Origin of the sequence: Halobacillus mangrovi (genome assembly GCF_002097535.1) — a bacterium.
GTDB classification, from domain to species: Bacteria; Bacillota; Bacilli; order Bacillales; family Halobacillaceae; genus Halobacillus; species Halobacillus mangrovi_A.
In genome coordinates, this window is record NZ_CP020772.1 from 1,406,693 (window position 1) to 1,422,231 (window position 15,539).

Annotated in this window: 16 protein-coding genes; all 16 read left to right on the forward strand. The window is 43.4% G+C overall.

The features are described from left to right. Window positions 1-92 precede the first annotated feature (92 nt). On the forward strand, window positions 93-464 hold the full coding sequence (locus HM131_RS06725; RefSeq protein WP_085029023.1) for a YojF family protein: 372 nt from the start codon (window positions 93-95) through the stop codon (window positions 462-464). Further along, window positions 457-1,113 carry a bacillithiol biosynthesis deacetylase BshB2 gene (gene bshB2 / locus HM131_RS06730; RefSeq protein WP_085029024.1) on the forward strand — a complete coding sequence of 219 codons (657 nt, stop codon included), beginning with the start codon at window positions 457-459 and terminating at the stop codon, window positions 1,111-1,113. Before HM131_RS06725 ends, bshB2 begins: the two co-directional genes overlap by 8 nt. A 112-nt stretch (window positions 1,114-1,225) precedes the next feature. After that, entirely contained in the window at window positions 1,226-2,248 is a 1,023-nt protein-coding gene (locus tag HM131_RS06735; protein WP_085029025.1) for a DUF4097 family beta strand repeat-containing protein, read from the forward strand. 27 nt (window positions 2,249-2,275) lie between these two features. Continuing rightward, window positions 2,276-2,629: a phage holin family protein gene (locus HM131_RS06740; RefSeq protein ID WP_085029026.1), complete on the forward strand. Its 354-nt coding sequence runs from the start codon at window positions 2,276-2,278 to the stop codon at window positions 2,627-2,629. 213 nt (window positions 2,630-2,842) lie between these two features. Beyond that, window positions 2,843-3,775, forward strand: coding sequence for an HPr(Ser) kinase/phosphatase (hprK, locus tag HM131_RS06745; RefSeq protein ID WP_085029027.1), 933 nt, complete (start codon window positions 2,843-2,845; stop codon window positions 3,773-3,775). 15 nt (window positions 3,776-3,790) lie between these two features. Further along, the gene (gene lgt / locus HM131_RS06750; RefSeq protein ID WP_085029028.1) at window positions 3,791-4,624 is read left to right on the forward strand and encodes a prolipoprotein diacylglyceryl transferase; all 834 of its coding nucleotides are present in this window, start codon (window positions 3,791-3,793) and stop codon (window positions 4,622-4,624) included. Window positions 4,625-4,637: 13 nt separating this feature from the next. Next, complete coding sequence (locus tag HM131_RS06755) at window positions 4,638-5,594, forward strand: nucleoside recognition domain-containing protein (RefSeq protein WP_085029029.1); 957 nt, start codon at window positions 4,638-4,640, stop codon at window positions 5,592-5,594. Beyond that, window positions 5,569-6,207 (forward strand): pyrophosphatase PpaX, encoded by a 639-nt coding sequence (gene ppaX, locus HM131_RS06760; protein ID WP_085029030.1) that lies wholly within the window; start codon window positions 5,569-5,571, stop codon window positions 6,205-6,207. Before HM131_RS06755 ends, ppaX begins: the two co-directional genes overlap by 26 nt. 3 nt (window positions 6,208-6,210) lie before the next feature. After that, on the forward strand, window positions 6,211-6,750 hold the full coding sequence (locus HM131_RS06765) for an acyltransferase (RefSeq protein ID WP_085029031.1): 540 nt from the start codon (window positions 6,211-6,213) through the stop codon (window positions 6,748-6,750). A gap of 609 nt (window positions 6,751-7,359) precedes the next feature. Further along, complete coding sequence (locus HM131_RS06770) at window positions 7,360-7,905, forward strand: glycerol-3-phosphate responsive antiterminator (RefSeq protein WP_085029032.1); 546 nt, start codon at window positions 7,360-7,362, stop codon at window positions 7,903-7,905. 129 nt (window positions 7,906-8,034) lie between these two features. Beyond that, complete coding sequence (locus tag HM131_RS06775) at window positions 8,035-8,832, forward strand: MIP/aquaporin family protein (RefSeq protein WP_085029033.1); 798 nt, start codon at window positions 8,035-8,037, stop codon at window positions 8,830-8,832. Window positions 8,833-8,860: 28 nt separating this feature from the next. Next, window positions 8,861-10,363, forward strand: coding sequence for a glycerol kinase GlpK (gene glpK / locus HM131_RS06780; RefSeq protein ID WP_085029034.1), 1,503 nt, complete (start codon window positions 8,861-8,863; stop codon window positions 10,361-10,363). A gap of 289 nt (window positions 10,364-10,652) precedes the next feature. After that, the gene (locus HM131_RS06785) at window positions 10,653-12,320 is read left to right on the forward strand and encodes a glycerol-3-phosphate dehydrogenase/oxidase (RefSeq protein WP_085029035.1); all 1,668 of its coding nucleotides are present in this window, start codon (window positions 10,653-10,655) and stop codon (window positions 12,318-12,320) included. A gap of 124 nt (window positions 12,321-12,444) precedes the next feature. Further along, complete coding sequence (locus HM131_RS06790; protein WP_085029036.1) at window positions 12,445-13,269, forward strand: hypothetical protein; 825 nt, start codon at window positions 12,445-12,447, stop codon at window positions 13,267-13,269. 360 nt (window positions 13,270-13,629) lie between these two features. Beyond that, window positions 13,630-14,019, forward strand: coding sequence for a MerR family transcriptional regulator (locus tag HM131_RS06795; RefSeq protein ID WP_085029037.1), 390 nt, complete (start codon window positions 13,630-13,632; stop codon window positions 14,017-14,019). Continuing rightward, window positions 14,016-15,533 (forward strand): class I adenylate-forming enzyme family protein, encoded by a 1,518-nt coding sequence (locus HM131_RS06800; protein WP_085029038.1) that lies wholly within the window; start codon window positions 14,016-14,018, stop codon window positions 15,531-15,533. Before HM131_RS06795 ends, HM131_RS06800 begins: the two co-directional genes overlap by 4 nt. Window positions 15,534-15,539: the final 6 nt, after the last annotated feature.

Below are 15,539 nucleotides of genomic sequence, written 5' to 3' on the forward strand. Positions count from 1 at the left end.
AAGGAGGTCGGGTGAGTGGAAATGCCGAAGATGCATTGACCGCTCACTTTCTGCCTTTGATTAAAAAGCAGCGTTGAACGGGAGGAATTCGAATGGAAGCAATCATACAAGATAAAGTGCAGGACAAAATCAATGATCTAGCTAATAAAGAGGTTTATGTACATCTTGAAACAACCAATGGGGCCTATGCCAGCCACTTTGACGAAGAAGCCTATAATGTTGGGGCGTTTATTAGAAATGCCCAAGTCAATTACCAGCATGGCAAAATCGTCAGTACGGGCGGCTCCTATCGTGTAGGATTGAAGCTGGACCTGGGCTGGGTTTATGCAGAAGGGTTAACAGATTTCGAAATCGATGAAAAAGACCGTTTGCTGATGGCGGGACACGACCGTGAAGGGCGTTTGATGGTGGCACTCGAAATTAGTGAAACACCATTCTCACACGAGGCTGATCCTGATGAGTAAGCAGCATGTCGTTGTCATTTTCCCACACCCAGATGATGAATCATTCGGAGCATCCGGAACCATTTCGAAATTCAGAGATGATGGCGTCCCTGTGACGTATTTGTGCGGAACGCTAGGCGAGATGGGAAGGAATATGGGCAACCCTGTCTTCGCCAATAGAGAGACCCTCTCTTCATTCCGTAAGAAAGAGCTTGCGGAGGCTGCCAGGCAGTTGGATATCAAGGTTGAATATCTGGGTTATCGAGATAAAACCCTGGAATTCGAACCCGTCGATGAAATGGCAGATCATTTGAAAGAGAGAATTGAATCATTGAATGCCACGACGGTCATTACCCATTACCCGGGTTATGCAGTCCATCCAGACCACGATGCTTTAGGAAAAGCAGTGGTTGAGGCCGTACGACGGATAGATGAAAATTACCGTCCGGACGTTTGGATGCATGCGATCTCTAATAACCATGAAGTAGATTTGGGAGAACCTCAAATTGTGCACAATGTAGAACCTTATTGGGATCGGAAGCTGGCTGCTATTAAAGCGCACCTTTCCCAAGCAGACGGAATGATGAGTTTGATACAATCTCAGGACCAGCAGGCCGAACAATTGGAGCGCTTGAAAACCGAGCGTTTTTATCAATATAAATTTGATTAATCCCTTACACCTTGAAAAGACATCATGTTTTTTCAAGGTGTTTTTTTGTTGGTGTTTTTGAAACCTTTTGTGAGGGAATGCAGTACTAATGAATAAAGGAGTGGATGAAGTAATGAATGAAGAACGTATGAGAATCTTAAAAATGATTGAAGAAGGCACAGTAACTGCTGAAGAAGGGGCAAAACTGCTTGATGCCGTCGATGAAACTGAAAAGAATGAGTCGGACGCAGCTTCAAACAAGTACGGAATCAAGCATTTTCTAGGTGATGCTGTCGATAAGATCAAGAACGCGGATTTTGATCTCTCCTTTGGTGAATCTGTTACGTTTGATTATGAAAAGTCACTTGATCCACAGGACTTTAATGATTTAGATATCTCCATTGCAAATGGATCGCTTGAAGTGGTTACGTGGGAGGAGCCTTACGTAAAGGCATCCTATCAAGTGAAAGTGTATCAAGTGAAATCGGAAGAAGAAGCCCGTGACAGGTTTCTGACTGATGGTCAGTTTACTATTCAATCAGGGCTACTCCGCCTGGCAAGTCCTTCTAAGAAAGTGAAGACCTTCGTAAAGCTGAATATTCCAAAGAAAAGGTATGAATTCATCAAGGGGAAGCTGACAAACGGCGGAATTAAGTTTAACCAGGTCGATAGTGACCATTTCCAGTTGAAAACAACGAATGGAAAAGTACAGCTTGGCCAAGTAAGCGGGGATAAATGTAAAGTTGAAACTGGAAACGGCGCGATTACATTTACCGAAGGGGACTTCGAAACGTGCGAAATCGACACGGTCAATGGGGCGGTGAACCTCTCCGGTCTCTTTGGAAAGAGTGATGTGTCAGCCTTAAGCGGAAACATTACAGTTGAACATAAGGGAGAAAAAGCACATACAGCTTTTTACAAAACGACAGCTGGCAGTGTGAAAGTTGACTTGCCGAAGGAAAAACGTGTCGATGGAGTATTAAGATCCAAAGTGGGCAATTTAAATTGTCACTTAGATAACTATAAGATCTTGAAAGACAAAAAAGACGTGGCGAACAAACTATTGGAGTTTGAAGCATTTGAAGAATATGAACAAGGGTTTCATATTGAAGCCGAGACGAAAACAGGATCTGTTACCGTAAAAGCTGGTGAATAAGAAGTTTATAAGAAAGAAGGTGGAAGAATGAAAAGTTGGCTGATTCATATAGTAGTAAATGCGGTTGCGATCATTGCAGTCGGAACATTGTTTCAAGCCGTTCATATAGATGGAATTGGAGGTGCGTTGCTCGCTGCTTTCATTCTTTCGATTTTGAACGCAATCGTCCGACCTATACTTGTCGTTTTAACATTACCAATCACGCTACTATCTTTAGGACTGTTCTTATTCGTCATTAATGCGATTACGCTCGCACTGACAGACTTTTTCCTTGGCAGTACCTTTGAAATTGATGGGTTCGGGATGGCGATTCTTGCAGCGATCATCATCTCATTAATTAATCTGATTTTGAATAGTTTAATAAAGGATATGAAAAAATAAACGTAAATCAAGTGCCCAGTTCATGGGTACTTGATTTTTTTGCTTGTACAATTGTTTTATGTGGCATACTGGTGTTAAAAGATGTAACCTCCTAACCGACCTGAAGAATCGCTGTATAATAGAGTCTAAGCGTGTTTTTACACAAGATGATAAGAAAACATGCTACAATAGGGGACAGTGATTGAACGATGAAAGAGGAGGTCATAGATCAACATGAGTAAAGTACGCACAGAAGATTTAATTGATCAGTTTAAGCTTGAGTTGATAGCTGGTGAGGATGGAATTCACCGTGAAATACATACGAGCGATATTTCCCGACCAGGTGTAGAAATGACAGGGTACTTCAAGTTTTATCCGAAAGAACGTTTGCAACTTTTAGGAAAAACTGAGCTTTCCTATTTCAATGAATTGACGAAGGAACAGCGGCAGGAGCGTGCTGAGAAGCTGTGCACGGATGTGACACCAGGAATCGTCATAACGAGGGGGATGGACGTCCCTGCGGAGCTGCATGATGCCGCAAAAGAAGCGGGCGTGCCATTAATGGTTTCTCCTTATAAGACGACTCGAGTGATTAGCCGTCTAACTAATTTTCTAGAAACGAAGTTTGCACCGTTTACGGCTATCCATGGCGTCCTCGTCGATATATACGGAATTGGTGTGCTCATTACAGGGCAGAGCGGTGTAGGTAAGAGTGAAACCGCACTTGAACTCGTAAAAAGAGGCCACCGTCTTGTAGCCGATGACAGCGTGGAAATTCGCCAGGAAGACTATGATACGTTGATTGGAAACAGTCCACCGCTGATTGAACATCTGCTGGAAATCCGTGGACTTGGCATCATCAATGTCATGACACTATTCGGTGCTGGTGCGGTCCGTAGTTACAAACGCATCACTCTGGTAATTAATCTTGAGCTTTGGGATAAAAACAAGCAGTATGACCGTCTTGGATTAGAAGAAGAGACGATGAAGATCATGGATGTAGAAGTTCCGAAGGCGACAATTCCTGTGCGTCCAGGGCGTAACTTAGCTGTCATTATCGAAGTGGCTGCGATGAATTTCCGTTTGAAGCGAATGGGAGTCAATGCAGCAGAAGAATTTTCAGAGCGGTTGACGAACGTGATCGATTCGGACCAGCAGAAATCATAAGGGAGGGGTGGCATCATGACTTGTACACCTGAAGCCTTGGACCGGGTTTTTCTCCAATTAGGTCCCCTATCGATCTATTGGTATGGAGTAATTATAGCGACAGGAGCATTCCTAGGGCTATTGATTGCGACAAGAGAAACGGAACGTCTAGGCTTAAAGAAAGATTACATGATCGACATCGTCGTTTACGCGATTCCAGCGGCGATTGTTTTTGCTAGATTATACTACGTTATTTTTGAATGGGATCGGTATGTCGGTGGCCCCTGGTGGGATATCTTCGCGATTTGGGAAGGCGGTATCGCCATACATGGAGCCCTTATCGGGTCTGTTTTGACGGCTTATCTATATACGAAAATTAAAGGCCTTTCTTTCTGGATGATCGCAGATATAGCTGCCCCAAGCATTATTCTTGGTCAGGCGATCGGACGATGGGGAAACTTCATGAACCAGGAAGCTCATGGAGGACCTGTTTCTGAAAGCTTTTATAATAGCTTTATGCAGTATCTACCAGGATTCATCAATCAGCAAATGTGCATTGGTGGAACATTGTATCACCCAACTTTCCTTTATGAATCTGTTTGGAATATCCTTGGATTCATCTTCCTGCTGGTACTGCGCCACAAGTTCAATCCTCGTAGAGGCGAAGTTTTCTTGAGCTATGTGATCTGGTATTCCTTCGGACGATTTTTCATCGAAGGTATGCGTACAGACAGTCTATATCTATTTGGTGAAATTCGTACGGCTCAGTTTATTTCCATAATTCTTATTGCCTTAGCGATTGCTGTTATTATTTATCGACGTAAATCAGGAATGGCAAATAAATATTATAACGGAAAGAAAGTAAAATAAGGGAGAAGTAGAAATGAAGGGAATACTCATACGAGGCGGAAAAAAAGGGCTGGAGCTGACTTGGACGCTTGGAAAAGTTATTTTTCCTGTAACGTTGATTGTGACTATTCTTCAATTCACTCCCATTCTGCCTTGGGTCATGGAAAAGCTGGAACCTGTAATGGGGTGGATCGGATTATCAGGGGAAGCGGCTGTTCCGCTCGTAGTTGGAAACTTTTTAAACTTATATGCTGGAATAGCAGCGATTATCTCGTTCGAATTCACGGTTAAAGAAGTATTCATTCTGGCTATTATGCTTTCTTTCTCGCATAACCTGCTGATAGAGTCAACGGTAGCCAAACGTGTCGGTGTAAGCTGGTGGTTTGTTGCTGGAGTCAGACTTGGCCTGGCATTCTTGTCTGCTACGCTTATTAACCTCTTCTGGAAAGGCGGAGGCGAGATAGCAAAATATGGACTGGCACCAGAGAAAACAGCTGATCCAAACGGTTGGACGGAGATCATCTGGCAGGGACTGGAGACAGCTGTTGCTGGTATTTTTCAGCTTGCTCTCATTGTCATACCTTTAATGATTTTTATGCAATATCTAAGGGAAAAAGGTTGGCTCGACCGTTTTTCTGGATGGGTCGCGCCATTCACAAAATTCCTCGGCATGGATAGAAATACTTCAATGACGCTTGTAGCGGGACTAACCATTGGACTAGCTTACGGCGCAGGTTTGATGATTCAGGCGGTTGAAGAGGATGGAGTATCTAAGAAGGATATGTATTTAGCCCTCTTATTTTTAGTTTCCTGCCATGCCGTTATTGAAGACACCTTGATTTTTATCCCGCTCGGAATCCCGATCTGGCCGTTGCTTGCCGTTCGGCTGTTGACGGCAATCCTGCTTACAGCTACCGTCGGCTTTATTTGGAACAAATTACAACAAGAGAGAAAGGACACTTCCCATGAGCATAGATACCATACTTTTTGATTTAGATGGAACGTTGATTGACACGAACGAGTTGATCATCGCTTCCTTCACTCATACGATCAGTCAGTATAGTGATCGTGAATACAAACGTGAAGAAATTTTGGATTTCATTGGACCTCCGCTTCGTGAAAGTCTCCAAAAGATTAACCCTGACCATGTTGAAGAGATGGTGGAAACCTATCGTAAGCACAACATTGAACATCATCATGATTATGTAAAAGCGTATGAAGGTGTTGTGGAGACGATTCACAAGTTAAAGGATCAAGGCTTCCGGCTGGGGATTGTGACAACTAAAATGCGCAATACCGTGCATATGGGGCTGGAATTGACTAAGTTGGATGGTTTATTTGAAACTATTATTACTCTTGATGATGTTTCCAATGCCAAGCCGCATCCAGAACCGATTGTGAAGGCTCTAGAGGCACTCGATGCAAAAGCTTCAAAGGCTTTAATGGTCGGTGATAATACACACGATATCGAAGCAGGTCAAAATGCAGGGACGAGGACAGCAGGTGTAGCTTGGACCGTTAAAGGCAGAGAAGTTCTGGACGATCTGAAACCGGATTACATGCTTACTCATATGAGTGAGCTGTTAGAAATAACAGGAGGGTGACGAATGCGTAAAACCGAGCGATATTCCGTCAAAGGAGCCAATTCGCTTTGGCACGTGTATAAAACTGTGCCTTTTTTAAAAGTGGTAAAAAATTTCGTCGTCATCCAGCTCGCCCGCTATACTCCTTTCCTGGGAATGAAGACCTGGCTGTACCGGACTTTTTTACGAATGAAGGTCGGAAATCAAACAGCCTTTGCTCTCATGGTTATGCTTGATGTTATGTATCCAGAGCGAATCCAGGTAGGAAGAAATACGGTCATTGGCTACAATACGACGATTTTGGCTCATGAATATTTGATTGAGGAATATCGCCTTGGTGATGTCATCATCGGTGACGAAGTAATGATTGGTGCGAATTCAACCATCCTTCCTGGTGTTGAAATTGGTGATGGGGCGATTGTATCTGCAGGAACTCTTGTTCATAAAGATGTTCCCCGAGGAACGTTTGTCGGCGGAAACCCTATGAAAGTCATCTACACCAAAGCCGAAATGGATGAACGAAGAAAACATGACGACTTCTTTAAAGCCTCTGTAAAACGTTAATAGGGGTTTTTCATATTATTGTATTTTTCAATTTATAGCCTCATTTTTGGAGACTAGATATTGAGATAAATTAAGTTGGGATCTGTCCGTTACCATAGATGGAACAATGAGGTCCGAGAAATGGCTCTTCGTGAGCATGCGCTGATATCTCCTTGAGCAATCGCTCTCCGAGGTCTTACCTGTCTTGCCTTTCCCAAAGGAGTGCACCCCATTTCTCGGACCTCTTTACAATCGTTTAGTATAACGGAAACAACTAAATGCTTATAGATTGAATCCCATATTTCCGTTTGGCCTTCACATTCTGAATCTACTGCATAGGTTAAATGGGTTCGTTCATCTCAGAACAGAAGGGGTGGTAGGAAAATGGCGAGACTCCCCGGGGAGAAGGAGCTAGGCGAGACCACACAAGGAGACAGCGACTGAGGAGGCTTGGCAGTTCCCCCCGCAGGAAAGTGAGACGTTTCCTGCCAGCCCTATTACTTATAATGTAACGGACCCAAGATTACTCACAGCTGATCTGTGAGGACTTGGAGGGTAATATTATTTATAGAAGCTTCGGAATATTGGGTACACGATAAGAAGTACTTTTCGAAAGAAGTGAGGGTTTTTATGAAGCTTGAACAATCGATATTGCCTGCAGTAAAGTCGATCAAAGAGTACGAAGCCTTACTAGACAGCGACACAAATTATGTCATTTTACTAGAAACACGTCTCGGCCTCTTAAGGAAACTCGTGAAAGTGGGACAGAAGGCGGGCAAGAAAGTCTTCGTGCATATTGATCTTATCCAGGGATTAAAGGCAGATGATTACGGCATGGAATACATCGGTCAGGAAGTGAAGCCTGACGGAGTCATCTCGACAAGGAGCCATGTCATTCATCAGGCAAAAAAGTATAACCTGATTTCTGTACAACGTTTATTTTTAATTGACAGCCAGGCGATCGAACATAATGTAAGTATCATCAAAAAAGCAGGACCCGACTTTGTTGAAGTTTTGCCAGGCATTCTCCCGGGAATGATAAAAGAGATTAAAGACCGTTTGGGAGTCCCTGTGATCGCTGGTGGCCTGATCCGCACAAAAGAAGAAGTGGACCAGGCTCTACAAGCAGGTGCTTCCGCAGTTTCTACTTCACAGAATGATTTATGGGATTTTTGACAGCTTGGATACATACTTGCCTTTTGTGAAAAAGGAACTGCCGGTACACACAATCATTTGTAGAGGAACTACGAATCGTTGTGTGTATTTTTCTCGTTACGGTTTTTTTATAGAAAGGAAGTGGCAGCGTTGACAGAATTTATGGGTGAACTAATTGGAACGATGATTCTGATTATTTTAGGCGGAGGCGTTATTGCTGGAGCCAATTTGAAAAATACCAAAGCTGACGGAAGCTGGGTGTTGATCACTATTGCCTGGGGCCTTGGTGTAGCTATGGGGGTTTATGCAGTGAAACAGGTGAGCGGGGCTCACATCAATCCAGCGGTCACTCTCGGATTGGCAACGGTCGGTGATTTTGCATGGGCAAAGGTGCCGGTGTATATCTTTGCTCAAACTTTGGGAGCTTTCATTGGTGCGACGGTCGTCTATTTTCATTACCTGCCCCACTGGAAGGATACCGAAGACCAGCTGGCTAAAAAGGCGATTTTTTGCACGGATCCTGCGATAAGAAGTCCCATCTCCAATTTAGTGAGTGAAATTATCGGCACATTTGTATTAGTAATTGGTATTCTTTTTATAGGAGCGAATGAATTTACGGAAGGATTAAATCCTTTAATTGTAGGGTTGCTGATAGTTGCTATTGGAATGTCGCTTGGATCTACTACCGGGTATGCGATCAACCCAGCTCGTGATTTTGGTCCAAGGCTTGCGCATGCCTTCCTGCCGATACCAGGAAAAGGCGGATCGGACTGGGGGTATTCTTGGGTTCCCGTACTAGGGCCTGTCATTGGGGGCATTTATGGAGGGCTTTTTTACCAGGCTATTTTTAAAGGAAGTTCAAATCTATGGTTCTGGATCGGCTCACTTGTCATTGTTGGTTTGTTGCTCTCATCAATGAGAGTAGAGTTGAAAAAAGTGCATACTTAAATCATATTTCGAAAGAGGAGTGGAAGTTATGGAAAAAGAAAAATATATTCTATCGATTGATCAGGGGACAACGAGTTCTCGTGCCATCTTATTTAATCACGATGGTGAAATTATTGAGACAGGTCAAAAGGAATTTGAACAGCACTTTCCCAAACCGGGCTGGGTAGAACACGATGCTAATGAAATCTGGACGTCTGTTTTAGCCTGCATTGCTGACGTGCTGCGAAGAGGGGATGTAGAGCCGGATCAGGTGGCAGGTATCGGAATTACAAACCAGCGGGAAACGACTGTAGTATGGGATAAGAATACCGGAAAACCAATCTACAGGGCGATTGTCTGGCAGTCTCGGCAAACCCAGGACATCTGTAATGAGCTGAAGGAAAAGGGATTGGAAGACACGTTCCGAGATAAGACAGGACTGCTTCTTGATCCATATTTCGCTGGGACTAAAGTCAAGTGGATCTTAGATAACGTAGACGGTGCTCGTGAAAAAGCCGAAAACGGGGATTTGATGTTCGGTACGATTGATACGTGGCTGATCTATAAACTATCTGGACAAAAAGCTCACGTGACGGATTATTCCAATGCTTCCCGAACGCTCATGTATAATATCTTTGATTTGAAATGGGATGATGAGTTACTGGACATTTTAGGGGTCCCTCAGGATATGCTGCCAGAGGTCAAGCCTTCATCAGAAGTTTATGCGCATACCGTGGATTATCATTTCTATGGAAAAGAAGTGCCGATTGCAGGAATTGCAGGAGATCAACAAGCGGCGTTGTTCGGCCAGGCTTGCTTTGAAAAAGGGATGGCGAAAAACACCTACGGTACCGGCGGCTTTATGCTGATGAACACAGGAGAGGAAGCTGTCAAGTCAGAAAACGGATTACTTACGACACTTGCCTGGGGAATAGACGGAAAAGTCGAATATGCGCTTGAAGGCAGCATTTTTGTGTCGGGTTCAGCCATTCAATGGCTTAGAGATGGATTACAAATGGTCGAAAGTGCACCTCAAAGTGAAGAAATTGCCGGACAGGTAAACTCTACTGATGGAGTGTACGTTGTTCCAGCCTTTGTCGGTTTAGGCACTCCATACTGGGACAGCGAAGCACGTGGTGCAGTATTCGGATTGACGAGAGGGACGACCCGTGCGCACTTTGTACGTGCCACCTTAGAGTCACTTGCTTATCAAGCGAAGGATGTCGTTGATGCGATGGTTGAAGACTCAGGCATTGAGCTGAAAAAACTCCGTGTAGACGGCGGCGCAGTCAAAAACAACTTGTTAATGCAGTTCCAAAGCGATCTTTTAGACGTAACGGTTGAACGTCCTGAGGTCAGTGAAACAACAGCTCTTGGCGCAGCTTACTTGGCTGGTCTTTCGATTGGCTATTGGGAAAGCCGAAAAGAAATAGAAAATCAATGGAAGGTCGAACGTGAATTTGATCCTGCAATGAACAAAGAGAAGAGTAAAGATTTATATCGGGGCTGGCAAAAAGCTGTTGAGGCAACGAGAATATTTAAGATGGATTAATCGATTGACTCCCGCAGACTATCTGATATAATAAACCTACAAGTTAAGAAACTCGGTCGGAGATATGGAGAGACCACGAACCTTTATGCTTAAAGCATAAAGAATTTCGTGGTCTCTTTTTTATTTTCATTCCCTTAAATCGGATGGCGACAGAGGTTTTAGCAAAAACTATTTCCAAAAGCCTGGAGCATTCGTGAACATTCTTACACATACTTGTAGTTCTTTTAGGGAATAAGCGTATGAGACGACCATACTTACTGACGATAGTAAATAGAAGGAGAGATCTACCATGAATTCATTTTCAAGCTATGAGCGCCAACAACATTTCGAAAAATTAACCCAGGAAGATTGGGACGTCCTTGTTATCGGTGGAGGAATAACTGGATCAGGCATCGCTCTGGATGCAGCTAGCCGAGGCATGAAAACAGCTGTTGTGGAAATGCAGGACTTCGCAGCAGGGACTTCCAGTCGCTCAACGAAGCTTGTACACGGAGGCCTTCGTTATCTGAAACAATTCGAAGTGAAAATGGTGGCCGAAGTCGGAAAAGAGCGGGAAATTGTCTATGAGAATGGTCCACACGTTACGACACCAGAATGGATGATGCTACCATTTCACGAAGGTGGGAATTTCGGTCCGTTCAGCACAAACGTCGGACTGCGCGTTTATGACTACTTAGCAGGTGTGAAAAAATCCGAGCGTCGCACGATGTTTTCAGCCGAAGAAGCGATTGAACGTGAACCTTTAGTGAAGCGGGAAGGGCTGAAAGGAGCAGGCTTTTACGTCGAGTACAAAACTGATGATGCACGGCTGACCCTCGAAGTCATGAAAAAAGCGGTTGAGTATGGAGCTGCTTCAACAAACTACGCCAAAGTGGTTGACTTTATTTATAACGAGAATGGTACTATTCATGGCGCGAAAATTGAAGACACGGTAACAGGAAAACAGTATCACGTAAAAGCGAAGAAAATTGTAAATGCTGGCGGCCCCTGGGTTGATGAGCTTCGTGAAATCGATGGCTCTAAGAAAGGAAAGACGCTGCAGTTAACAAAAGGCGTACACCTTGTTTTTGATCAATCTAAGTTCCCTCTAAAACAAGCCATCTATTTTGACAGTCCAGATGGACGTATGATCTTCGCAATTCCTAGAGATGGCAAAACATACGTAGGTACAACGGATACAGAGTACAAAGAAGAAATTGCCCATCCAACCATGACAGAAGCAGATCGGGACTACATTCTGGATGCGATTCATATGATGTTCCCTACAGTTGAGGTTACGGCGAACGATGTAGAATCTAGCTGGGCAGGATTACGACCGCTGATTCATGAAGAAGGTAAAGATCCTTCTGAAATCTCAAGGAAAGACGAAATTTTCATTTCTGATTCCGGCCTCATTTCCATGGCAGGAGGAAAACTGACAGGATACCGGAAGATGGCTCAAACAGCTATCGACCTGGTACGTGATCAGTTAATGGAAGAGTATGGCATTCGTTATTCAGATTCGGAAACGAAGCACATGCCAATTTCTGGCGGAGATGTTGGTGGTTCCAAAGGTTTCAAACAGTTTAAGAAAGAACGGATCCAGATCGGTGAATCCATCGGCCTCAGCCATGAGGAAGCGGATAAGTTAGTCCGCCTCTATGGATCAAATGTGGATGCGGTCTTCCACATTTATAAGAATCGTAAGAAGGATGCTAAGAAAGAAGGAATTGATCCGATCGTATTCGCTCAGCTTGTGTACGGGTTAGAAGCTGAATTAACTTATAAACCAGTAGACTTCTTTATCCGTCGAACAGCAGCTCTTTTCTTCAATATCCATTGGGTTCACGAACATAAAGAGTCGGTCATTGATTTTATGGCCAAAGAATTGAATTACACCGAAATTCAGAAGAGTGACTATACGGAAGCATTAGAACTATTATTGAAAGAAGCCGTCAAACCTGTTCAATATGTATAAAGTTAAGAATGGTCCTCTGTATAGAGGGCCATCTTTTTATGGCTCACATCACCTGCTTTTTCTATTTGAATTGAAACCTTTTTCCAGTTTTATACGTATAAAAGATAAGGGAAGGTGAAGAGGAATGACAAACGTTCAAACTTACATAGAGAAAGATGCTCGGAAACAAATGATTGCAGGTGGGGTCCTTGTAGGGGGAGCCTTAATTTTTTTCATGGGGCTCTTTACTTTTAACGCAAGCAGTATTTTGCTAGCCATTCTATATTCAGGGGTTTTTGCGATAAGCGGATCGACACTGCTTAGAAAAGGATATCTTGATTTACAAAAATCGAGAAATACAACTATTGATTTCAATAAAGATCAATCATTTACTTTTATTGAAAAGGTTCCGGCAAGAATGTTTGTTGGTCGAAGGGAGAAAGAGTTCTTTAAGGCCGAGCTTTATGATATGGCAGGAGAAAGTTATGGGAAAATCGAAGAAGAATCTCCTAATAAGCGTAAGAACTCCTTTCTGCTCGCTGCTCTATTATCTTATGGCTCCATTCGACCGGCAGACTATACCATGACAGACCAAGAAGGAAACCGGCTTTATCGAATTGAGAAGAAGGGTGGCTTCACGTGGCGCGGGTATGTACAAAATGACATTGAGCAGTACGTAGCTTACACAGAATCTTCTAAGGATAAAGCAACTGGACAACGGGTGTATCACTATATTGAAAAGGAAGGTTGCCGATGGAGTGCGGCAGGGGATGAGCAGGTGGCTCATTTCAAGATAAAGGATGCTTCCGGAAAAGATTGGGCAGTCTTGAAAAGTGGGGCGGTACCTGTAGAAGCGGCCGAGCGTTTTAGTGATATTCAAGGTTCTGTGATTGAATGGAAGATCAGAGAAGAGATACCGAATTCCTTGATGGCTTTTGTTTTCCTTTTACAAACTCGATATCAGATATAAATGCTAACTCTCTGTAGAACAAACAGGGAGTTTTTATGTTCTATTAAAGTCAGAAATGAAAGTGTGAAGGTTGTTGAATAGATCCGCTTTCTGAGGACGAATGGTCGAGCCTCCTCACTAGCTTTGGGGACCTTGCACCATGTTAAGCAGTTCGTGCACCAATTGGATTAGGCGTTGCACCAAAACAGGAGGCCATTGCACCAATTCAGACAGTCCATGCATCATTTGGCAGGTATAGAGGTGTTTTGCTTTGTGAGAGGGATCTGGCTATTAATTTCCATATTTTTATAATTGCACTTTACGTTAACGTAAATGATATAGTTTAATTGTGAGAATTTTCTAACGTTAGAAGGGGATGGGATGGCTGATTTTTTATCCATTGCTGAAGTCGCTGAACATTTTGACGTGTCTCAAAGGACAATTCGTTATTATGAAGAAATCGGTTTAATTGATCCACCCAGACAAAACAAACGACGAATCTTCAGTCCAGCAGATATGACGCGGCTGAGTTTGGTTTTCCGTGGCAAAAAATATGGTTTCCAGCTGGATGAGATAAAAGACATGGTTGAGCTTTTCGAAAAGGACCCTTCAGGAGTAAAGCAACTGGAGCGGACGATCGGGTACGGTAAAAAGAAAATGTTGGAGGTGGATGCGCGGATTCGGGAATTGGAGCAGTTGAAGGCTGAAATGAATGATTGGCTCAATAAGTTTGAAGAGGAATTAATTAAGAGGAAAGGGGATTCTTTATGAATCTTTCAGAGCTTTTAGCTTATCAATCTCGTAAGTATCCTTCCAAAGAGGGACTTGTCACCCTTGATGATCGTATAACCTACGCTCAGTGGAATCAAGCTGTCAACCAATTAGCAAAAGCTTTACAACGGTTGGGGGTGAACCAAAACGACAAGGTTGTTATTCATATGTCCAATACGAAAGAGTTTGTCATTACCTATTTTGCCGTACAGAGAATCAGAGCTGTTGCAGTTCCGATCAACGCAAAATTTGTTTTTGAAGAAGTTTCCTATATATTTAATCATTGTGACGGAAAGGTCTTTTTGACAGATGACTTACTCTTTGATCAAGTATCGTCCTTATCAGAAATCTATGATGGTATTTTTATAAAAACGAAAGATTCAGCTGATGGATGGCTTGCTTTTGACGAACTGCTTCAAGCAGAAGAATCCTCAGAAGTGGTAAGTGATGCAAATGAGGAAGAGGAAGCCTCTATTCTTTACACCTCCGGAACAACTGGAAAACCTAAGGGAGTGGTGTTTACACATAAAAACATCTTGGCGGTTGCTTCTATGATGGCTGTAGAGATGGAAATGAAACCCTCAAGCCGGATGCTTCATATGATGCCGCTCAGTCATTCAGCTCCGCTTCATCTTTTCTTAATCGGCGGTACTTACGTAGGAGCGACCCATGTGCTGGCACCAACGTTCTCACCAGATTTGTTGTTGGAACTTGTGTCTAAAGAAAGAACGACTCACTTTTTTGGGGCACCTGTTGCTTATTTGATGACGGCCAAGCATCCAAAAGTAACAGAAACTGATTTATCATGGATGAAATCCTGGGTATACGGTGGAGCGCCTTTATCACAATCTGAAGTTCAATTCGTCCAGGACCAGCTGGACATCGACCATCTGTATTGTGTGTACGGGTTGACAGAAGCTGGTCCAAACGGCACGCTGCTCATGCCTCAGGAGCACGCTTCGAAAGCGGGAAGTATTGGCCAGAGAGCTGCTTTGAATTGTGAAATCAGACTGGTTGATTCAGAGGGACAGGATGTTAAACCAGGTGAGGTTGGTGAAATCCTTCTTAAAGGTGAAGGGAACATGAAAGGCTATTATAAGGATGAGGAGCAGACAGAGAAAGCTTTTCGAAACAGATGGCTTTACACAGGGGACATGGCGTTTAAGGACAACGATGGGTTCTTCTGGGTTGTTGATCGCAAAAAGGACATTATAATTTCTGGTGGGCTCAACATTTATCCACGCGAAACAGAAACGAACCTGTTAGAACACCCTCACATAACAGATGTCGCTCTAGTCGGGGTGCCCCATCCTGACTGGGGAGAAACGGTCAAAGCCTTCATCATTCAAGACGGGACAATAGAAGATATTGAAGCAGAGTGTCGACAATACTTACATGCACGACTTGCTGATTATAAGATTCCCAGGCTTTATGAGGAAGTGACTGAACTACCAAGAAATGCAACAGGCAAGTTGTTAAAAAACAAGCTTCGAGAAAAAGCGCGTCAGGTTTAAGGGGGA